We start from the raw sequence: 20,592 nt of genomic DNA on the forward strand, positions 1-20,592 counted from the left end.
CCGTTTAAGACCAGCTATAAACCAACGTTTTCTTTTAAAAAAGTGATGGAAGTTGTTGTGACCATAATAAATAATCAAGGAAAAAATTACTTACTAATGATCCAATGCTAATGGTTAATAATATAAGAAGTACCTTCGCTTGAATGACTTTGCCCGCTTTTATCCATTTTTCAATGTTTAACGCTTGTAAGGCCCACCAAGTTACTGCGATGAAAGCTAGGTGTACAACCATACTTATTAAGGCCAGTTGTCCATAGTCGGGCATGCTTCACCCCTCCAATAATCCATTTACAGGGATTATTTTTTATTTTGCAAAAAAACACAGAGCAATATAAATCATACCTGTTTTCCTGCTAAAAACAACCTCAAAATGACCTATATTAGCTAAAAAATCAATCTTTTTTTCTTGATGTGATATATACCCTTGAATAGTATATTGACCTTTCCATGTAACATGATTGATTTTTTCTTTTAATAAAAATTTAACGTATTCTGTCTTTACTTTTACAAAAAACACGCTAAGGCCGATTTAGAAACTGCAGGCCAAAAAAGGCTCACCTTTCTATTTTACTACCTTTTATCATCCACTTACTTCCTCATTTATGAAAAAATTGTTACAGATTTTCCAAGCCATTTTCTGTGTTATACTTCAGAAGCAGCAGATTCTGCTGAGACATATATAGGTTTCAACAGGGAGAAGGGGGCAGAACATGCAATTAAATTTTGAAAACAACCACGATACCATCCAAGAGTATGCTTCAACATTACCTTTCTTTGATAATCTTTACGCCGCGAAGGCTTTTTATTACGAACATCGCGAAGAACATCTTAAGCTGTTAAATGAAATGGCAAAAGAGTATGATGTTCTTCTTGATTATTCGCCTAAAAGTCTCATTACTTTAGAGGAATTATATTTTCAATTAATTCGAAATAACTATTTATTTGACATACAAATAACAATTGAAGAGTTTGAAACATGCATGAGCTTTTATTTATGTGAGGTATTAGTCACACATCATGATGGAGCTGCTGAGTGGATTGTCGAAGAATATCCTTATGCAGATCAAAAATATGTAATGGGCATCCGTTATGGACGTTTTCATCAATACTTTGAAAATCTGTTTCCTCATTTCTATCTTTCACATAAAGATGCTAGTCAACAAGTCTTGTTTAAGCGATATACGCGAATGAGTATGAAAAGTAAGTAATCGCTAGGTAGAACCCGGTCACAAAAACGCAGAATTCACTCAAAAAACTCAATACAACCAAAAAGGATGGTGCCCGAGGCACCATCCTTTTTAAAATTTCGTTACGTTTAAACGATTGATTGCACGTTGTAGTGCAAGCTCAGCGCGTTTAAAATCGATATTGTCTGTTTTTTGATTTAGACGTTCTTCAGCACGTTTTTTAGCTGCTTGTGCACGAGCTGTATCAATATGCTCTGCTGTTTCAGCTGCTTGAGCTAAAATTGTTACCTTGTCAGGTCGTACTTCGATAAAGCCGCCAGTCACAGCAACTAATTCAGTGCTGCTCCCTTTCTTTAGGCGAACTGCTCCAATTTGTAATGGAGCAACCATAGGAATATGTCCTGGTAAAATACCAAGTTCACCACTTTGAGCTTTTACACTCACCATCTCTACGTCTGCATCGTAAACTGGGCCATCGGGAGTAACGACATTGACTAATACTGTCTTCATACTCATACCCTCCTAGGTCCCAAAATTAGGCTTCTACACCCATTTGTTTTGCATTTTCAATAACTTCTTCAATACGTCCAACTAGACGGAACGCATCTTCTGGAAGGTGATCGTACTTACCTTCTAGAATCTCTTTGAACCCGTGAACTGTTTCTTTAACAGGAACATATGAACCAGGTTGGCCAGTGAACTGCTCGGCAACGTGGAAGTTTTGAGATAAGAAGAATTGAACACGACGAGCACGTGCAACTGTTAATTTATCTTCTTCAGAAAGCTCATCCATACCTAGGATTGCAATGATATCTTGAAGCTCTTTGTAACGTTGTAACGTTTGTTGTACTTGACGAGCTACAGCGTAATGCTCTTCTCCAACGATTTCAGGTGATAATGCACGTGAAGTTGAAGCAAGAGGATCCACCGCTGGATAGATACCCATCTCAGATAATTTACGCTCTAAGTTCGTTGTTGCATCTAAGTGAGCGAAAGTTGTTGCCGGAGCCGGATCCGTGTAGTCATCGGCTGGAACGTAAATCGCTTGAATTGATGTAACAGAACCTACGTTAGTAGATGTGATACGCTCTTGTAATTGACCCATTTCTGTAGCCAATGTTGGTTGGTAACCAACGGCAGATGGCATACGTCCAAGTAGGGCAGAAACCTCTGAACCTGCTTGAGTGAAACGGAAGATGTTATCCATGAAGAATAGAACGTCTTGTCCTTGATCATCACGGAAGAATTCAGCCATTGTAAGACCAGTTAAGGCAACACGCATACGTGCACCAGGTGGCTCATTCATTTGACCGAATACCATTGCTGTTTTCTTGATAACGCCTGAGTCAGTCATCTCGTGGTAAAGGTCATTTCCTTCACGAGTACGCTCACCTACACCAGCGAATACAGAGATACCGCCGTGCTCTTGAGCGATGTTATTGATTAACTCCTGGATTAATACAGTTTTCCCTACACCGGCACCACCGAATAGACCGATTTTACCACCCTTTATGTAAGGTGCTAATAAGTCTACTACTTTAATTCCAGTTTCAAGAATTTCAACCTCAGTTGAAAGTTGATCAAACTTAGGAGCAGCTCTGTGAATAGGATCACGACGTGCTTCTGCAGCGATCGGCTCATCTAAGTCAATGTTTTGACCTAATACGTTGAATACACGACCTAATGTAACATCACCAACAGGAACAGAAATTGGTGCACCAGTGTCTGTAACCTCCACTCCACGTACAAGACCGTCAGTTGTAGACATCGCAACTGTACGAACAGTATCGTCACCTAAATGTAGGGCAACTTCTAATGTAAGGTCGATAGCGACTTCGTTATCATTCGCTTCTGTTTTAATTGTAAGGGCATTATAAATGTCTGGTAGTTGACCGCTCTGGAACTTTACGTCAACAACCGGACCCAAAATTTGAGTAATGCGTCCTTTATTCATCGTTTTCCCTCCTATCTTGCGTAAAAAAGCATTGTAGAATAGTCCGAACCTATTCTAATGCGGCCGCTCCACCAACGATCTCGGTAATTTCTTGTGTGATCGCAGCTTGACGTGCACGGTTGTATGTTAAAGTAAGTCCATTGATAAGTTCTTTTGCATTATCAGTCGCATTCTTCATTGCTGTCATACGAGCTGCGTGCTCAGAAGCCTTACTATCAAGTAGTGCTCCGTAGATGAGACTTTCAGCATATTGTGGTAACAGCACTTCAAGAATTTCTTCTTGATTTGGTTCGAATTCATAAGAAGTTAAACCTTTGCTTGAAGAAATGTCGGATAGTGGAAGAAGCTTCTTTTCCGTAACATCTTGTTGAATGGCACTAACAAAGTGGTTGTAATACATGTATAGTTCGTCATATGAACCGTCTGCGAACATGTTAACTGCACCACTTGCAATGTCCTTAATGCTAGCAAAAGATGTTTCATCACCGATACCCGTAATTTCAGAAATAACGTTCATACCACGCTTTTTAAAGAAATCACGACCCATTTTACCGATTGCAATAATGACGAATTCATCATTTGACTTGTGACGTTTTTGAATAGATTGGTATACAGCACGTAATACACTGCTGTTAAAAGCGCCTGCTAATCCACGGTCTGATGTGATCACCAGGTAACCCGTTTTCTTAACTGGTCTTTTTTCTAGCATTGGATGACTTACGTCTGTGCTACCGTTTGCGATGCTTGCAACAACCTCCTGGATTTTCTCCATATAAGGTCCAAATGCCTTTGCATTGTTTTCTGCACGGTTAAGCTTTGCAGCTGAAACCATCTCCATCGCTTTTGTAATCTGACTCGTCTTTTTAGTAGACGTAATTCTTGATTTTATGTCGCGTAATGATGCCAAAGGTTCTCACCACCTTTTTAAAAAATCATCTATTAACAGTCTGAGTGAAAGCCTGCACGAGCCTTCACTCACGAATTATTATTGTTCAGAAGGAGCAAAAGTCTTTTTGAATCCTTCAATCGCTGCTTTTAGAGCGTCATCTTTTGGAAGTCCGCCAGTTGTACGGATTTCGTCAAGAAGATTTTTATGATTTTGTTCTGTGTATGCATGGAACTCATCTTCAAAACGAGTGATATCTACTACTGGGATATCATCAAGGAATCCACGAGTTAATGCATAAAGAATCATAACTTGTTTTTCAACTTTTAATGGTTTGTTTAAACCTTGTTTTAATACTTCAACAGTACGAGCACCACGGTTAAGTTTTGCTTGTGTTGCTTTATCAAGGTCAGAACCGAATTGAGCGAATGCTTCAAGCTCACGGTATGAAGCAAGGTCAAGACGTAATGTACCAGCAACCTTCTTCATCGCTTTAATTTGTGCTGAACCACCAACACGAGATACAGATAAACCTGCGTTAATCGCTGGACGTACGCCAGAGAAGAACAGGTCAGACTGAAGGAAGATTTGTCCGTCAGTGATTGAGATAACGTTTGTTGGGATATAAGCAGAAACGTCACCAGCTTGTGTCTCGATGAATGGTAATGCAGTTAAAGAACCTGCGCCTTTTGCATCACTTAATTTTGCTGCACGCTCTAACAAACGTGAATGTAGGTAGAAAACGTCACCAGGATATGCTTCACGGCCTGGAGGACGACGTAGTAATAATGAAAGCTCACGGTATGCCGAAGCTTGTTTTGTAAGGTCATCATATACTACAAGAACGTGCTTGCCATTGTACATGAATTCCTCACCCATTGTTACCCCAGCATAAGGTGCTAAGAATAACATTGGAGCTGGTTGTGATGCAGAAGCTGTTACAACGATTGTGTAATCTAATGCACCGTGTTTACGTAAAGTTTCAACAACTCCACGAACAGTTGATTCTTTTTGACCAATTGCAACGTAGATACATACCATATCTTGATCTTTTTGGTTCAAGATTGTATCGATTGCTACAGCCGTTTTACCTGTTTGACGGTCACCGATAATTAACTCACGTTGACCACGACCGATTGGTACAAGAGCGTCAATCGCTTTGATACCAGTTTGAAGTGGCTCATGAACTGATTTACGATCCATAACACCAGGTGCTGGACTTTCGATTGGTCTTGTTTTTGTTGTTTCAATCGGACCTAGACCATCTACAGGCTGTCCTAATGAGTTAACAACACGACCGATTAATGCTTCACCTACAGGAACCTCCATGATGCGTCCTGTACGACGAACTTCGTCACCTTCACGGATATCTGTGTAAGGTCCTAAAATAATAATACCAACGTTATTTTCCTCAAGGTTCTGAGCCATACCCATAACGCCGTTTGCGAATTCTACAAGCTCTCCAGCCATGACATTGTCGAGGCCATGAGCACGAGCGATACCGTCCCCAACTTGGATTACAGTACCAACATCGCTTACTTTAATATCAGACTGATAGTTTTCGATTTGCTTTTTTATAAGCGCACTAATTTCTTCAGCTTTGATGCTCATGAGTTTCACCCCTATCTACAATCTGTTTGCGACCAATTGTCGCTCTATACGTTCAAGCTTACCGCTAACACTTCCATCATAAATACGATTGCCGATTCGTAGCTTAACGCCACCAATTAGTTTAGCATCCACAACGTTTTGTAAACGAAGTGAATTCTTGCCAATCTTTTTCGCAAAAGAAGTTGAAATAGCAGACAGTTCAGTATCTGATAATGGACGAACAGAGTATACGATTGCATCCTCTGTACCGCGCTCTTCATTTGCACTTTGTACGAAGTGGTTAACAATTTCCGTTACAACATCTACACGATGACGATCAACTAGTAAGTAAAGCGTATTAACAACCTGTTGTGAAAGGCTTCCAAATGCTTCTTTTACGATTGATTTTTTCGCTTCATTTGTAACTTTTGGATGGTTTAGTACATCTATAAGTTCTTGATTCGTTGTAAAAACTTCTTTTACAACGAGCAATTCGTTTTCGATTTGATCAATAACATTTTGTTCTTTTGCAAGTTGAAAAAGAGCTACCGCATAACGTTTTGCAACGATTCCATTACTCATCGACCTTCGCCTACCTCATTGATGTAGTCGTTAATCAATTTTTCTTGTTCTTGTTCGTTCAACTCTTTTTCGATTACTTTAGAAGCAATAAGTACTGATAATGATGCAACCTGTTCGCGTAACGCAGCAACAGCATTTTCTTTTTCTTGCCCGATTTCTTTTAGAGCCGAGTCTTTTAGACGTCCAGCTTCAGAACGAGCTGCTTGGATAATCTCTTCTTTTTGTTGCTCACCAAGCTTTTTCGCATTTTCCACTAGAGCTTGAGCTTCTTGACGCGCTTGTTTTAATAACTCACGTTGCTCTTCAACTAGTTTCTGTGCTTCTTTATTTCTATCTTCAGAACTATTAATTTCATTTGCAATATGCTCTTCACGTTGCTTCATAATGCCCATAACTGGTCCGAATGCATACTTACCAAGTAATCCAAGAAGGATTAAGAACATTAAAAGCTGAAATATGATATCACCTGTGTTAAGGCCGCCTGTAGACGCACCTAAAGCAAGATCAAAAGTTAACATTGCTCGGTTTCACTCCCTTCAAGAGTTCCATGATGGGTTGATAGATTACGGCTTCCAATGAACTTCTTATTTCCGCGTCAGCTCCATCGTCAGCATCCTCAACGTACGGTCGTACGCTCCGGTGCTTCCTCAGTCGCTTCCTTGAACTAATCGTTCCTCGAAACCCTTTTATTCTATACATAGGTTTAAAGTAAACTAAGTTTTTCAATAACTAGTTAAATTATTTGTGCATAAAGGAATGGCGAAGGTTCGCTTTGAATGATCTTCGCCATATGAATTCTTTTAACTTATCGAATTATTGACCCATTACGATGAATGCGATAACTACCGCGATGATTGGAATCGCCTCTACTAATGCTACCCCGATGAACATTGTTGTTTGAAGAGTTCCACGAGCTTCAGGTTGACGTGCAATCCCCTCTACTGTACGAGATACGATAAGACCGTTACCAATACCAGCACCTAGTGCCGCTAAACCAATTGCAATTGCAGCTGCTAATAAACCCATTGTTTAATTTCCTCCTTTAATGTATGAAAAAATAATAGTACTTTAAATTTCGTTCAAAAAATTGAACATATATTGATTAATGGTCATGACTCACTTTGTGTGCCATATAAACCATCGTTAACATAGTGAAGATAAATGCCTGGATTGCACCGACAAAGATACTAAATCCTTGCCATACTAGCATTGGTATTGCAGCTACAAGAGAGCCGATAATACCACTTCCAAAACTTTCAGCATAACCGCTTGTTGCTAGACTAACAAGCAAGCCTAATAAAATCTCACCTGCAAAGATATTCCCGTAAAGACGAAGACCAAGCGTTAATGTGTTGGCAAATTCCTCAATAATCTTTAATGGGAACATAAATGGCATCGGTTTAAAAAAGTCCTTACCATATTCAGATGCACCTTTCATCTTGATTCCATAGTAGTGTGTTAACGCTACTACTAGAATTGCAAGAGTTAATGTAATGGCAGGATCTGCTGTTGGTGATTTCCACCATAAATCGTGACCCACAACAATTGCGAAAGGTAAGCCGAGCATATTTGCTACGAATACATACATTAATAATGTCATACCTAACGTTAAGAAACGTCCGCCTGTTTGCCAATCCATCGTACTGCCGATAATATTTTTCACAAAATCGACAATCCATTCAACAAAGTTTTGCATCCCTGTTGGTTTCATTGCTAAATTACGTGTTGCCGCAAATGCAATGAGAAAAACGATTAAACTAGCAATCGTAATCATTAAAACGTTGGATAAATTAAAATTTAGACCTAAAAACTCTACCACAGGAGCTTCGTGACCCAATAGATTCACCTCTCTTCCCAGCTAAGCGCGTGAATGTTGAATTACATAATCTATCATAATAACGATATACATCGTCATTAATCCAAAAATAACACTAATCAAATCAAAATACTCGGGAAACTTTATCGCAAAAAAAACTGCGACCCCGGCTGCTGCCATTCGTGAAGTTGTCCCTAACGAACCCGCTTTCCTACCTTCAGTTAATGCGTCATCAAACTGCTTATGCTTTCTCACCATGATCCAGAGATTGTATAGTGTGATGCATGTTCCCAATATTAATCCTAGGAAAACAGACTGATATTCCGTGAATCCCCAACCTAAAACGTAAATGGCCAGTAGATAAAATATGTATTTTCGATATCTGCGAAACATCAGATGCATATCAAACATGAATTCTTTATTCTCCTGAGAAATAGTGGTTGACTAACTTTAGCATGGCGTATACACCTGCAGCTAGTCCTAGCAGAAGGCCTATGATTAAAAACAACGGTTCTGTTTTAAAATAATCATCTACCCACTTCCCAGCAAAAATACCAATTAAAATGGAGCCAACTAATTGGGAAAGGATAGCTGACATGAGGCCCATCGCGTGTAACGGATGGCGTTTTTTTTGTCGCATTTTATAAATCCTCACTGTAGATTTATAACGGAATAAGGGGTTATTTACGGGTCTTTGTCAGAATTGTAAACCTTATCATTATACCCTCGTTTAGCATACAATAGCGTATATGTGATGTCAATGTGTTTAAAGTTAAAATGTTCACAATCTTATCGAATCATCACAAATCGTTCACAATTACCCTCAATACCCCCCTTGACTAGGTACATCCACTTAATTATTCACCAAGTAAAATATCTGTTTCTATCAAGTCCTCTTTCCCACTTTTATTTGCAAAGATGACTCCTTTATAGTTTCCTTCAGGTATATCAAGGTCTTTTATCTTCACTTCTTTTTCAACTAACCCACGGGGAGCATCATGCAGCCAATCTAAATAGCCAACAAATGCCAAAGTATCCTGATCGTATAAAGCAATCCCGACTTCATCCGCACCACCCGGTAAGTACATCCGGTATTTATAAACCCCAGGCTTATCACTATAAGCAAATTCAAAGCCCATAATTCTCGGATAATTCGGCTCATCCACAACATACGCATAAGGAACTTCAATATCATTTCCATCTTGCTCTATTGTTATCCATCCTTGATGAATACCTGGCTTTAGCCTGCTTGGAGTAAGGTCCAGACTTATTTCAACTTGTTTTTTCTCACCAGGTTTGATGTTTGTGGTTTTTGGCAGCTTCCACCTGACTCCGGGTTGATTTTTTGGCATATCAAATGCGATATGCTCTTCTTCTCTAGATTGATTATCAATTGTAATTGTTACTGTTTTCTTCGTTCGTGGATGATTTGTATCATATTGTCCAAACGTTAATGAACCAGGATATACAAGAACGTCTGCCTCAACAGCTTCCTTTATATTAATTCTTCCAGCGCCTTGTTCATTTGGTTTTAACACATTTTCATTAGCATCTGTTAATTTGGTTGCTGTGTTCATCAAGGCTGCTTTAATTTGCTCTGGATTCCAATCTGGGTGGGCCTGTTTGATTAAAGCGCATGCTCCCGCCACATGTGGCGCCGCCATGCTCGTTCCGTGTAAGGCTAAATAACCATCTGGAACTGTGCTTTCAATTGCTACTCCCGGTGCGACAACATCTGGTTTTATCGCCCACGTACTTGTAACAGGACCTCGCGAGCTAAAATCAGCAAGCTGGTCTTCTTCTTTCTTATACTCTGTTCGTATACTAGGATGCTGCTTCAGCTGCTTTCTAATCGCCGCCCCATCTTCTTTCGATATGGAGGCAACCGGTATATCGAGCGGTATCTCCAATGCCCCTGCAAAGTTTCCTTTTACATTATTAGAAATGAGCACCGCTTTAGCTCCTTGTTCTTTTGCATTTAGCACTTTTTCGGTAAAAGAGATTTTCCCTCTTTCCACTAAAACTATTTTTCCTCTCACGGAATCTTTCATATCTTTTTTATAACCTAAGGCTGCATCAACAATCTCGTCTAACCCTTTTAATTGCCACGGCTCCGCTCCTTGCAATGAGTGAATGGTGATCTCTCCTTTTATTCCGCCCACTTTTAGATAAGGCATATGTAGCGGAGGTGAAGACGCACCAACAGAGATCGCTTTTGAAGATGTTCCTGGAGAACCTACTGTCCAAAGGCCAGGACCTGAATTTCCGCTAGAAGTAACTGCAACAATTCCTGCTTCAACAGCTCGATCAAGCGCCAAACTTGTCGGCCAATCCGGACCATTCACATTGTTACCTAGCGATAAGTTGATAATATCTACTTTATCTTTTATCGCTCGATCAATTGCAGCAATCACTTGATCAGATGTTCCTATACCACCGGGTCCGAGCGCGCGATAAGCCACAATTTCTGCTTCCGGCGCCACACCTTTCAGTTTTCCATTAGCGGCAATAATTCCTGCTACATGTGTCCCATGAATTGTTTCACTTCCGTCCTGAGCCATTGTTTCCATCGGATCTTGGTCACCATCTATGACATCAAAGCCACCAAGATAACTTCTTCTTAAATCAGGATGATGATAATCAACACCCGTATCAATCACAGCAACCTTTATTCCCTCACCAGTTAAGCGATGCTCACTTCGATCAAATAAGCCTCTCACATCTTCACCACCGATGAACGGAACACTTTCATCAATCTGTGATGCATAAGAAACGACAGAACTAGAATGAATAACGGCCCGATCTTTTTTCAAGTTCAAGATGTCATCGGTACGACCTTCAATTGAAAAGCCATAAAAAACATGCTGATAGGTTTGGTTGATCGTTAGTCGAGAGAAGCTTTCTATCTTTTTTTGGAAAGAATGAAAATCCTCTTTTTTGACGATTACCATCACTTTTTGAATTTCTTCTTGTGTTTTATTTGGAAGTGGAGGCCTGTTTGGAAAGGTTTCTCCAATTGCCATGTTAGGAAAACAAATTGTTGTCACAAGCATGATGTAAAGTACTTTTTTTATTCCCATCTTGTTCCACCTCCTTTATAGTTTGTTCGCTCAAGGAAAAAACATGTACAAAAAAAGGCCAGAATCTAACAACTGTGTTAGATCTGACCTTTTCTTCCTTCTATTTTGTTCCGTATAGACGGTCTCCAGCATCACCTAAGCCTGGAACGATATACCCGTGATCGTTTAACTTTTCATCTAAAGCCGCAATAAAGATATCAACATCAGGATGAGCTTTTTTTACAATTTCTACACCTTCTGGAGCAGCAATTAAGCACATGAATTTGATATTTTTTGCACCGCGTTTTTTCAAGCTGTTAATGGCTTCCACTGCTGAACCACCTGTTGCAAGCATTGGATCGACAACGATAAAATCACGCTCTTCTACATCAGAAGGAAGCTTTGCATAGTATTCAACCGGCTGTAATGTTTCAGGATCACGATACAACCCGATATGACCTACCTTTGCAGCAGGAATCAGTTTTAAAATTCCATCAACCATACCTAATCCCGCACGAAGGATCGGAATGATACCAAGCTTTTTCCCAGCAAGTACTTTTGACTTAGCTGTTGTTACAGGAGTTTCAACATCCACCTCTGTTAGTGGAAGATCTCTTGTAATTTCAAACGCCATTAAGCTTGCTACTTCATCAACAAGCTCACGAAATTCTTTTGTTCCAGTTTTCGCATCGCGAATGTATGTAAGTTTATGTTGAATTAATGGATGATCAAACACGTATACTTTCCCCATCAAATCATCTCCTTTTCTTTGACACTTCAATAGATTTTACAGAAAAAAAAGCATAGTTTCAAGCGAGTTCGTCTTATTTCTACATATATTGAAAAAACATGTTAGAACTTAGAGGAAAACCCTCTGTCTTTGTCGAAAATTTCAATATATAAGGTTTATCGTTAGTTTAGAAAGGCTGATGATCATGAAAACATACCAGGACCACCATAAGGCCTATACGATCTCATTTATTTATACTTTGGTACCGTTACTTTTGTTATACCTCATTCAATATGAATTTCAAACTTTTTATGATCCTAAAAATCATTTAAGCATACACTTAATTCTTGAAATGTATAGCGTGTTTATCTCGTTCATTATTTTTGTTTTTGGATGGAAGGCTTTTGGTCATAATCCACCTACTACCTTGCTATTTGTGCCCTTTGTGTTTTTAGCTGTCGGCTATTTTGATTTTATGCACACACTAACATATTCTGATATGCCACCATTATTTGTTGAGAGTTCAATAAATAAGACCGCTTGGTTTTGGGTCGTAGCCCGAGCAATCGAATCCATTTCCTTGGCAATATTATTTTTTTATGATGAGAAAACTGTAAGGAACCTTAACAGAAAATTGATCCTATTAGGTACGCTTATTTTTCTTGCATTACTAACTGTTTTGGTTTATACCTTTGGACCTCAGGCTCCATATTTAATCATTGAAGGAACCGGACCAACACCTTTTAAAAATGTACTTGAATATGTTTTTAACGGCTTGCATTTCCTCTCATTTATTTTAGTTTTACGCAAATTAAAACATGAGAAAACAGATTCAAACATCTATTTAATATTTGCTTTTGTTCTTTTAATAATAGGCGGATTTCAAATTACGTTATATCAAAGCGTACATGATTTAGTAAATATTATTGGACATGTTTACAAAGCAATTGCCTATACCTTTATTTACCGGGCATTTTTCTATTCTAATCTTCACTTAACTTTTATACATAAAGAAAAGGCGGAGAAGAACCTGGCCGTTACACAAGGAATATTAGAATCATTTTTCACACACACCCCTGACAGTATTGCTCTTTGTGATCAAAATGGTCATGTTGTTAAAGTTAACAAAGGCTTTGAAAAGCTTACTAAATTAAGATCTGAACAAGTTCTAGGAACACCACTTTCAAAAACGTTTCCACTATTTGAACAGGAATTGAATGTTCTAGTTAAGGAAGTGTTACAAGGGAACAGAATTATTGATTATGAAATTGGAGCAAAACCTCCTAGTTCAATTAGAGTAAACTTTACGATATACCCTATTTATTTTGATGAGTATATTCATTTTGCTGCTATAGCAAGGGATATAACTGAGGAAAGAGTCGCTAAAGAAAAGCTTAAGCAAGTCGAAGAAGAGTTAAAAGAAATGATACAAGAGCATCAAGGAGTTTTTGTTAAATTTAAAAAGATTGATGATTATTTTACAATTACTCTTTGCCACGGAGAGCTTCTAAATGATATGGGAATCTCAAGTGATATTGTTGGCTTTACCTTATATCCCGGCAGTTGTGGTCATCTTGGCACAACAATCTATTCAAATTTACAAAAAGCATGGGAAGGAAACGAAAGAACCTTTGAGTTTGAAAGACATACAGGTATTTATGCCGTAACCCTGAAACCGATTCTTCGTCATTTTGAAGTACAGGAAATTATCGGCTCCTGTATAGACATTACAAAATTAAAGAAAACCGAAGATCTTCTAAGAAAATCAGAAAAGCTCGCTGTAGTTGGAGAGATGGCAGCTGGTATTGCCCATGAAATCAGGAATCCACTAACAACCTTAAAGGGTTTTACCCAAATCTTAGGTAAGGATGCCCAAGAGAGAGAGAAGCAATTTGTTGATCTTATGCTTTCAGAGTTAAGCCGGATCGAACTAATTACTAATGATTTTATGATTCTTGCAAAGCCACAAGCAATTAAATATCAAGAACATGATTTAAGAAAGATTGTTCATCATGTCTTAGCCATTATTGAGCCTCAAGCAATCTTAAACAATATAGAGATTATTAGCAGAAATACGTCTGAGGAAGAAATTCTCATCATATGTGATGAAAACCAGTTAAAACAAGTCTTTATTAATTTAATAAAAAATGCAATAGAATCAATGCCAGCCGGCGGTCAGCTCGATGTGTCAGTGGAACTATCTCACAACGGATATGTTACCATCAACATAAAAGACACTGGCTGCGGCATTCCAGAACATGTGATCACCCGACTAGGGGAACCTTTTTACACATTAAAAGAAAAAGGCACAGGATTAGGTCTAATGGTAAGCTTCCGTATTATCGAGGCACATAAAGGGAAAATTGAATTTAGTAGTAAAGAAAATGCCGGTACAAAGGTTGAAATTAAGTTACCGTTGAAATCAGTATAAAAAGAGAGACCAACTTCACCTTCGAAGTTGGTCTCTTTCTTTTTATAAGTTACGGTATAAAGGGAACTTGCTTGTTAAGTTTTCAACGCGTTGTTTTGCTTCAGCAAGCTTCGCTTCATCTTCGTGATTTTTTAATGCAAATGCAATAATGCTTCCGATCTCATCCATTTCTTCTAAACCAAAGCCACGGCTTGTTACAGCAGCAGTTCCGATACGGATACCACTTGTTACGAATGGGCTTTCTGTTTCAAATGGAATTGTGTTTTTATTAACAGTAACTCCGATTTCATCTAATACGTGCTCAGCCACTTTACCAGTTAACTGAAGAGAACGAACATCTACTAATAGTAAGTGGTTATCAGTACCACCAGATACAAGTGTTAAACCTTCTGATTGAAGCTTTTCTGCTAAACGTTTTGCGTTATCAATGATGTTTTGAGCGTATGTTTTAAAGCTATCTTGAAGAGTTTCACCAAATGATACAGCTTTTGCAGCAATAACATGCATAAGCGGTCCACCTTGGATACCAGGGAAGATTGATTTATCAATTTTCTTACCGAACTCTTCTTTACAAAGAATCATCCCACCACGTGGTCCACGAAGTGTTTTGTGAGTAGTTGTTGTAACGAAATCTGCGTATGGCACTGGGTTTTCATGAAGTCCTGCAGCAACAAGTCCAGCGATATGAGCCATATCCACCATGAAGTAAGCACCCACTTCATCAGCGATTTCACGGAATTTTTTGAAGTCGATTGCTCTTGGGTATGCACTTGCACCAGCAACGATTAACTTTGGCTTGTGAAGTCTAGCTTTTTCTAACACATCTTCATAGTTGATGCGGTGAGTTTCTTCGTCAACACCATACTCAACGAAGTTATATTGCACACCACTGAAGTTAACAGGCTTACCATGTGTTAAGTGACCACCGTGAGATAAGTTCATTCCAAGAACTGTATCACCATGCTCTAAAATTGTGAAATAAACACCCATGTTTGCTTGTGCACCAGAGTGAGGCTGAACGTTTACATACTCAGCTCCGAAGATTTCTTTCGCACGGTCTCTCGCGATATCTTCAACAACGTCCACATGCTCACAACCACCATAATAACGACGACCTGGATAACCTTCTGCATATTTGTTTGTAAGTACAGATCCTTGAGCTTCCATTACTGCTTCACTAACAAAGTTTTCAGAGGCAATAAGTTCAATCTTAGTTTCTTGACGAGTACGTTCTAACTGAATGGCTTCAAATACTTTTGCATCTTGTTCTGGTAAATGTTTCATTCGTTCGTATCTCCCTTCATTTAAAAAACGGTTGGTATTGGTTTTTCATCGAACTCTTTCACAACGTATAATTCCATCTATATTTTACACGCTAATGCGTTGGAATGTAAAAGATTTTCTGAAATAATTGTGAAGTTTTTCGGATTTCGTGTCAAACTTTGTGTTAAAGGCGAATATTCTTTGCAGGTGGTAGCGGAAATATTCGGTTGACTACCATTCACTTGTTTATAATATACAACCTATTGTCGTTACTTTTTCTCACAATGTCAACCATAATAATAGAATATTTTGAGACTTCTTAAAAAATGTTGAATGGTAACCGTTTGCAGGGGTTGTTGACGGTTTTAGTATGGCTTGGGGCGGGGAGATTACGCTGATGAATTAAATGTTTTATAACTTAAGGTAGTATGATTGAGATCTATAGTATGTTACCGGATGGGGATTAGATTTGGATTGGATTGGGAAGTTGTGGGCTTGGTAGTTACGTGTATTGGAGTGTTGTGTGAGTGTATGATATTGATATAGAAAATTTTGGCGAAGAAACTATAGTGAGATGGATTTTGCTTGGTGGATCAGGGCTTGTTCCTGTTCTCGCTGGATCGAGAAATGATTTTACTTGTCTGACCTGTTTTTGTCCCGATTCTCGTGCTATCGGGACAAAACTTAACTCTCCATACCGGTTCTTGTCCCGATTCTCGCGATATCGGGACAAAACTTGACTCTCCATACCGGTTCTTGTCCCGATTCTCGCGATATCGGGACAAAACTTGACTCTCCATACCGGTTCTTGTCCCGATTCTCGCGATATCGGGACAAAACTTGACTCTCCATACCGGTTCTTGTCCCGATTCTCGTGTTATCGGATCACCACTTGACTTTCCATACCCGTTCTTGTCCCGATTCTCGCTCTATCGGGACACTACTTGACTCTCCATACGGTTCTTGTCCCGATTCTCGTGCTATCGGGACAAAACTTGATTCTCCATACCCGTTCTTGTCCCGATTCTCCCTTACTCAAACATAGTTTTGCTTTTAAGGGTTTATGTTCGTATCCTAATTCACACTTCAGCCCAAGACCTGTCCAAATACCGCGACTGAAACAATACACGAATCATTGAGTGCCCCTAACCCTGTTCGGATGCGTATGCACGAGAATTCAAAGTTCCGCTCATCTCCTCTCTAATTTTGCGCAAAAAGAAAAAGAACCAACCAAAGTTAGTTCCTTTTTAACGACAAGATTGATTTTCTGTTGTGCTTTCATAAACAGCCCGTACTCCACCGATTAGTTTTGGACGGGTTTTGGCCATTGTCACATGGGCAGAGCCGATTTCCGTTATTTTGCTACGAAGTGGGACGGCAACATGTTTTAAGTGCATTCCGATGAAGGTGTCGCCGATGTCGACTCCAGCATCCGCTTTGATAAATTCCACCACAACCGGGTTTTGCATGTGCTGATAGGCATAGGTGGCCATTGCGCCACCTGCTTTTCTCACAGGAACAACGGAGACTTCTTCAAAGCCCTTTGCTCTGGCTACCTCTTTTTCCACAACTAGTGCGCGGTTTAGGTGCTCACAGCATTGAAAGGCTAGGTGCACACCTGTTGTTTGGTGGAGGGTATGGAATGTTTCATAAATTATTTCGGCTACTTCTTCTGTGCCGGCCGTACCGATTTTTTCACCGATTACTTCACTTGTGCTGCAGCCTACTACAAGGAGATTGCCTGCACTAAGCTCAGCCTGATTTGTTAAGTCCTTTAGTAACTCAGATAAATCTTGCTTCCATTTTTGAAGATTTGTCATGAATTTACGACTTCCTTTTAGTTTTGATTCTCTTCGTATTGAGTGATCTTGCCTACGCGTGTTGCATGACGCCCACCTTGATAGTCTGTTGTTAGCCAGATTTTAGCGATATCTCGTGCTAAGCCAGGACCGATTACGCGCTCACCCATTGCAAGCATGTTCGTATCATTGTGCTCACGAGTTGCTTGAGCACTGAATGTATCATGAACAAGTGCGCAGCGGATGCCTTTTACTTTGTTGGCAGCGATGCTCATTCCGATGCCAGTTCCACAGATTAAGATGCCACGGTCGAATTCACCGTTTGCTACTTTTTCTGCTACAGGTAGAGCGTAATCAGGATAATCCACGGATGTTTCACATTCACATCCCATATCCTCAAATTCAATATTTAATTCTTCAAGTAATCCAATAATTTCTTTTCTAATATTGATTCCACCGTGATCTGACGCAATTGCTACTCTCATCGTGCCCTCCTATGGTAACGTATTTCTTCCATTTTTATTCTATCTCTTAAATAATAAAACGATCAATTGTTTTCCTTAATTCTTCTGAACTTTCTGCTAGTTTCTTTCCTAAATCGTTCATGTGATTAATTTGTTCGGACTGCTCTTTAATCGACGATGCGACTTCATGTGCACCTGCTGATGTTTCCTGGGCAATAGCGGCCACTTCCTCAGATTGCGCACCTGTTCTGTGTAATGAGTCCATTTGTTGATGAATAAGCTCACTAATTTGCTTTACTGCAGTCGCCACATCTAAGATAGCTTGACTTGATTCGCTTAAGATTTCAGCCGAAACTTGTCCATTTTTCGCTTGGTTTCTAGCCGTTTCTACTTGTTCCCCAATCTGCCCAACAACATTTTGAACTTCTTGTTGAATGTTTTGTATGAGACCTGTTATTCCTTGAACGGCTTTTGCGCTTTCATCAGCCAGTTTACGAACTTCATCAGCAACAACAGCAAAGCCTTTACCATGCTCACCTGCTCTAGCAGCTTCAATAGAAGCATTTAGTGCGAGGAGATTTGTTTGGTTTGCAATCTCTCCAACAAGTGATACGATCGATGATACTTCATTTGCGTGCTCTTCTAAACGACGCACAGCTGTCATTGATTTTTCATTTTCTTCTGCTAGTGTTTGAATTCCACCGATTAGTGATGTATAAACTTCTTTCGTTTCATTTAATGAGGATACCATTTCATTTGATAGCTTCTCTGATGTTGTCGCTTTCTCTTCAACCTGTGTAGCAAATTCAATAATATCTTCAACAGATGTCGCAGTTTCCTGAATAGCTGTTGCCGATTGGTCTGCACCACGTGCAATTTCTTGAACAGTGACTAATATTTCATCCGCCTGGTTTGAAGCACTACTAGATGCCGTTGCCATTTGACTAACTTGTTCATTAGTTGAGTGGAAGTTTGACTCAATGCTTTGAACCATATTTCTCATGTTGTGCAGCATTTCGTTAAAAGCTACACTAAGTCCTCTAATTTCATCATCACTATCTGAAACAGGAACATCTTCATTTATATCTCCTTGTGCAGCTTTGTATGCAGCAACTTCAAGCTTTTGTAATGCTCTTGTCAAAAATCCTGATCCGAAATAAGCTAGGACCCCTGACCAGAAAATTCCCATTACTAATGTAATGAGCGTAAATATTCCTGGTGACACAAGGTGATCAACATATTCAACTAAAAATGAAATAAAAATCGCACTAGTTGAATACGTAATAATCGCAAGTACGGTTGTAAAAATGACCAGCTTTAACCTTAAGCTAAACTTATACTTTTTCTGTTTCATGGTGGTTTCTCCTCTGCATAATGATCATTTGTTGAGCTTTTTCACTAATTTTGAAATAAGTTCTTCGAGATCCGATAACGTTTGACGATACATTGGGAGTGGTCCCCCGAATGGATCTGAAATATCTCGTTTTTCTTCATCCTGATCTGAAACATATTCTGAAAGTGTAAAGGTTTTACGCCCTGCATAAGGATGTTGATCAATGACCGATTGTTTATGTTGATTTGTCATCGTTAAAATAATCGTCGCCCATTCAACTAGGTCTTTTGTTAAGCTTGAGGATTGATGTTCACATGTAATCCCTTTTTCCTTTAAGGCTTCAATTGCATTTGGAGATGCTGTACTGCCACCAAAAGCAAAAACTCCTGCAGACTTTACGCTAATGCTATCTGAGTTTTTCAAGTGATTTAAAAGAGCCTCAGCCATAGGGCTTCTGCATGTATTTCCCGTACAAACAAATAGTACATTTGTCATATAAAACACTCCTTTCTCTTATTATAATAGAAAAATGGAGCTGAAAGTAGTCGTGAAGATTATCGAATTCGACAAAAGTGTGATCAGACTTTTCGTAATAATTAAAAAAGTGTAGAACAATGGTCTACACTTTTACATGTTAATAAATATAGATATATGGATCAGAAGGTGCTTCAACTTTTTCTAGCGAACTAATTCCAATAGATGGGATTGTTACTCCATTTCGATCCGTTTTTTCGATGACACCTGTTACCTTTACCCATTCATCATTTTTTAAATTCTTTACCTCGTCACCGGTTGCGAGAGTTCCCATTACCTGAAGATCTGCCACACAGCAAGATACGGTGAATCTGGAGACTGCCATTTGATCTTGAGTAAAATCAGGCTCACGGTATACAAAGCCTGTTAGTTCTATTTCTTTACCGACAAACTCATCTAGATTTGTTTCAAGATATCCAGATATTTTTTGATACTCTACATCTGTGACAACTATTTTCTCACTATTTAAAAGTCCCTCGATGTAAAGATCATCAACACTTTTTGGCTGAGTATCATCTGTTGCAGTGCTTTCGTCAGTTGATTTCTCTTGTGTGCTAGTGTTTTGGTTTTCTTCCGCTGCTACAGAAGACGTTCCTAAGTTAATACCTCTTTTTGCTACGATCGAGCTGTCCAAAATAACTTCCGGAAACATAAATCCAGTTAAGATTGGAAACAAAAAGATTGAATAGATTAGTAGAGACTTGATTGGTGAGCTTTTTGCAGTGTGATCTAGTCCACAATCACAAAAAAGGTCAATATCTTTTTTAGAGTCACTACGAAAAATTTGAATGGTCCCAAGTATTAAAAATGTACCGGTAGCAAAGTAAATAAACGGCAGCATTTTTGGTGCAATAAAGTTGGTAATATCTCCTGAAATGATCAGTTTAAACAATAACATCGTAAAGCCAACTAAGATAATTCCACGAATAAACTTTTGAAATCCTAAGTGATCTGACTGCTCCAT

The 20,592-nt window shown here is 39.1% G+C and carries 21 protein-coding genes; 2 read left to right on the top strand and 19 right to left on the bottom strand.

Features of this window, described 5'->3' with window-relative positions:
- Positions 1-34: 34 nt before the first annotated feature.
- Entirely contained in the window at positions 35-265 is a 231-nt protein-coding gene (locus MVE64_RS12025; protein WP_247346642.1) for a DUF1146 family protein, read from the bottom strand.
- Between the two features lie 445 nt (positions 266-710).
- Between MVE64_RS12025 and MVE64_RS12030 the strand changes: the two genes are divergently transcribed.
- On the top strand, positions 711-1,208 hold the full coding sequence (locus MVE64_RS12030; protein WP_247346644.1) for a hypothetical protein: 498 nt from the start codon (positions 711-713) through the stop codon (positions 1,206-1,208).
- Positions 1,209-1,298: 90 nt separating this feature from the next.
- Here the strand turns inward: MVE64_RS12030 and MVE64_RS12035 are convergent, their stop codons facing one another.
- The 12 genes from MVE64_RS12035 to upp all read right to left on the bottom strand — a co-directional run bounded on the left by MVE64_RS12035 (position 1,299) and on the right by upp (position 11,825).
- On the bottom strand, positions 1,299-1,697 hold the full coding sequence (locus MVE64_RS12035; protein WP_247346646.1) for a F0F1 ATP synthase subunit epsilon: 399 nt from the start codon (positions 1,695-1,697) through the stop codon (positions 1,299-1,301).
- A 25-nt stretch (positions 1,698-1,722) separates the two neighbouring features.
- Positions 1,723-3,141: a F0F1 ATP synthase subunit beta gene (gene atpD, locus MVE64_RS12040; RefSeq protein WP_098795466.1), complete on the bottom strand. Its 1,419-nt coding sequence runs from the start codon at positions 3,139-3,141 to the stop codon at positions 1,723-1,725.
- Between the two features lie 49 nt (positions 3,142-3,190).
- Positions 3,191-4,048, bottom strand: coding sequence for a F0F1 ATP synthase subunit gamma (locus MVE64_RS12045; protein WP_098795465.1), 858 nt, complete (start codon positions 4,046-4,048; stop codon positions 3,191-3,193).
- Between the two features lie 78 nt (positions 4,049-4,126).
- Positions 4,127-5,638, bottom strand: coding sequence for a F0F1 ATP synthase subunit alpha (atpA, locus tag MVE64_RS12050; protein ID WP_247346648.1), 1,512 nt, complete (start codon positions 5,636-5,638; stop codon positions 4,127-4,129).
- Between the two features lie 15 nt (positions 5,639-5,653).
- On the bottom strand, positions 5,654-6,199 hold the full coding sequence (locus tag MVE64_RS12055; RefSeq protein ID WP_247346650.1) for a F0F1 ATP synthase subunit delta: 546 nt from the start codon (positions 6,197-6,199) through the stop codon (positions 5,654-5,656).
- Positions 6,196-6,717, bottom strand: a complete 522-nt coding sequence (atpF, locus tag MVE64_RS12060) for a F0F1 ATP synthase subunit B (protein ID WP_247346651.1) — start codon at positions 6,715-6,717, stop codon at positions 6,196-6,198. The genes MVE64_RS12055 and atpF overlap by 4 nt, the downstream gene beginning before the upstream one ends.
- Before the next feature lie 295 nt (positions 6,718-7,012).
- The gene (gene atpE, locus MVE64_RS12065) at positions 7,013-7,225 is read right to left on the bottom strand and encodes a F0F1 ATP synthase subunit C (protein ID WP_212135440.1); all 213 of its coding nucleotides are present in this window, start codon (positions 7,223-7,225) and stop codon (positions 7,013-7,015) included.
- A 76-nt stretch (positions 7,226-7,301) separates the two neighbouring features.
- Positions 7,302-8,036, bottom strand: coding sequence for a F0F1 ATP synthase subunit A (atpB, locus tag MVE64_RS12070; RefSeq protein WP_247346653.1), 735 nt, complete (start codon positions 8,034-8,036; stop codon positions 7,302-7,304).
- A gap of 21 nt (positions 8,037-8,057) precedes the next feature.
- A complete protein-coding gene (locus tag MVE64_RS12075; RefSeq protein ID WP_121663869.1) occupies positions 8,058-8,426 on the bottom strand; it encodes an ATP synthase subunit I in 369 nt (122 codons plus the stop codon).
- 7 nt (positions 8,427-8,433) lie between these two features.
- Entirely contained in the window at positions 8,434-8,655 is a 222-nt protein-coding gene (locus tag MVE64_RS12080) for an AtpZ/AtpI family protein (protein ID WP_098795458.1), read from the bottom strand.
- A gap of 217 nt (positions 8,656-8,872) precedes the next feature.
- Complete coding sequence (locus tag MVE64_RS12085; protein WP_281730483.1) at positions 8,873-11,095, bottom strand: S8 family serine peptidase; 2,223 nt, start codon at positions 11,093-11,095, stop codon at positions 8,873-8,875.
- Positions 11,096-11,195: 100 nt separating this feature from the next.
- Positions 11,196-11,825, bottom strand: coding sequence for a uracil phosphoribosyltransferase (gene upp, locus MVE64_RS12090; RefSeq protein WP_247346655.1), 630 nt, complete (start codon positions 11,823-11,825; stop codon positions 11,196-11,198).
- A 184-nt stretch (positions 11,826-12,009) separates the two neighbouring features.
- On the opposite strand from upp, the gene MVE64_RS12095 reads away from it, so the two are divergent.
- Positions 12,010-14,235: an MASE3 domain-containing protein gene (locus MVE64_RS12095; RefSeq protein WP_247346657.1), complete on the top strand. Its 2,226-nt coding sequence runs from the start codon at positions 12,010-12,012 to the stop codon at positions 14,233-14,235.
- A 42-nt stretch (positions 14,236-14,277) separates the two neighbouring features.
- On the opposite strand, the gene glyA is transcribed toward MVE64_RS12095, so the two are convergent.
- From glyA to MVE64_RS12125, 6 genes are all read right to left on the bottom strand, one after another.
- Positions 14,278-15,519: a serine hydroxymethyltransferase gene (gene glyA / locus MVE64_RS12100; protein WP_247346659.1), complete on the bottom strand. Its 1,242-nt coding sequence runs from the start codon at positions 15,517-15,519 to the stop codon at positions 14,278-14,280.
- A gap of 1,226 nt (positions 15,520-16,745) precedes the next feature.
- Entirely contained in the window at positions 16,746-17,318 is a 573-nt protein-coding gene (locus tag MVE64_RS12105; RefSeq protein ID WP_247346661.1) for a TIGR01440 family protein, read from the bottom strand.
- 17 nt (positions 17,319-17,335) lie between these two features.
- Positions 17,336-17,782, bottom strand: a complete 447-nt coding sequence (gene rpiB / locus MVE64_RS12110) for a ribose 5-phosphate isomerase B (protein WP_098795452.1) — start codon at positions 17,780-17,782, stop codon at positions 17,336-17,338.
- A gap of 46 nt (positions 17,783-17,828) precedes the next feature.
- Complete coding sequence (locus tag MVE64_RS12115; RefSeq protein WP_247346663.1) at positions 17,829-19,115, bottom strand: methyl-accepting chemotaxis protein; 1,287 nt, start codon at positions 19,113-19,115, stop codon at positions 17,829-17,831.
- Between the two features lie 24 nt (positions 19,116-19,139).
- Positions 19,140-19,589: a low molecular weight protein arginine phosphatase gene (locus MVE64_RS12120; RefSeq protein ID WP_247346664.1), complete on the bottom strand. Its 450-nt coding sequence runs from the start codon at positions 19,587-19,589 to the stop codon at positions 19,140-19,142.
- A 139-nt stretch (positions 19,590-19,728) separates the two neighbouring features.
- Positions 19,729-20,592 (bottom strand): TIGR03943 family putative permease subunit, encoded by an 864-nt coding sequence (locus MVE64_RS12125; RefSeq protein WP_247346665.1) that lies wholly within the window; start codon positions 20,590-20,592, stop codon positions 19,729-19,731.

The organism is Metabacillus endolithicus (assembly GCF_023078335.1).
In the GTDB taxonomy this organism is placed as follows: Bacteria; Bacillota; Bacilli; order Bacillales; family Bacillaceae; genus Metabacillus; species Metabacillus endolithicus.

Bases quoted from the DNA above. Each gene is read 5' to 3' on its own strand.
- MVE64_RS12030 (WP_247346644.1), top strand. From the start codon at position 711: ATGCAATTAAATTTTGAAAACAACCACGATACCATCCAAGAGTATGCT.
- MVE64_RS12035 (WP_247346646.1), bottom strand. From the start codon at position 1,697: ATGAAGACAGTATTAGTCAATGTCGTTACTCCCGATGGCCCAGTTTAC.
- atpF (WP_247346651.1), bottom strand. From the start codon at position 6,717: ATGTTAACTTTTGATCTTGCTTTAGGTGCGTCTACAGGCGGCCTTAAC.
- glyA (WP_247346659.1), bottom strand. From the start codon at position 15,519: ATGAAACATTTACCAGAACAAGATGCAAAAGTATTTGAAGCCATTCAG.
- MVE64_RS12075 (WP_121663869.1), bottom strand. From the start codon at position 8,426: ATGTTTGATATGCATCTGATGTTTCGCAGATATCGAAAATACATATTT.
- upp (WP_247346655.1), bottom strand. From the start codon at position 11,825: ATGGGGAAAGTATACGTGTTTGATCATCCATTAATTCAACATAAACTT.
- rpiB (WP_098795452.1), bottom strand. From the start codon at position 17,782: ATGAGAGTAGCAATTGCGTCAGATCACGGTGGAATCAATATTAGAAAA.
- MVE64_RS12095 (WP_247346657.1), top strand. From the start codon at position 12,010: ATGAAAACATACCAGGACCACCATAAGGCCTATACGATCTCATTTATT.
- atpE (WP_212135440.1), bottom strand. From the start codon at position 7,225: ATGGGTTTATTAGCAGCTGCAATTGCAATTGGTTTAGCGGCACTAGGT.
- MVE64_RS12085 (WP_281730483.1), bottom strand. From the start codon at position 11,095: ATGGGAATAAAAAAAGTACTTTACATCATGCTTGTGACAACAATTTGT.
- atpA (WP_247346648.1), bottom strand. From the start codon at position 5,638: ATGAGCATCAAAGCTGAAGAAATTAGTGCGCTTATAAAAAAGCAAATC.
- MVE64_RS12115 (WP_247346663.1), bottom strand. From the start codon at position 19,115: ATGAAACAGAAAAAGTATAAGTTTAGCTTAAGGTTAAAGCTGGTCATT.
- MVE64_RS12025 (WP_247346642.1), bottom strand. From the start codon at position 265: ATGCCCGACTATGGACAACTGGCCTTAATAAGTATGGTTGTACACCTA.
- MVE64_RS12080 (WP_098795458.1), bottom strand. From the start codon at position 8,655: ATGCGACAAAAAAAACGCCATCCGTTACACGCGATGGGCCTCATGTCA.
- MVE64_RS12120 (WP_247346664.1), bottom strand. From the start codon at position 19,589: ATGACAAATGTACTATTTGTTTGTACGGGAAATACATGCAGAAGCCCT.
- MVE64_RS12105 (WP_247346661.1), bottom strand. From the start codon at position 17,318: ATGACAAATCTTCAAAAATGGAAGCAAGATTTATCTGAGTTACTAAAG.
- MVE64_RS12055 (WP_247346650.1), bottom strand. From the start codon at position 6,199: ATGAGTAATGGAATCGTTGCAAAACGTTATGCGGTAGCTCTTTTTCAA.
- MVE64_RS12125 (WP_247346665.1), bottom strand. From the start codon at position 20,592: ATGGAGCAGTCAGATCACTTAGGATTTCAAAAGTTTATTCGTGGAATT.
- atpD (WP_098795466.1), bottom strand. From the start codon at position 3,141: ATGAATAAAGGACGCATTACTCAAATTTTGGGTCCGGTTGTTGACGTA.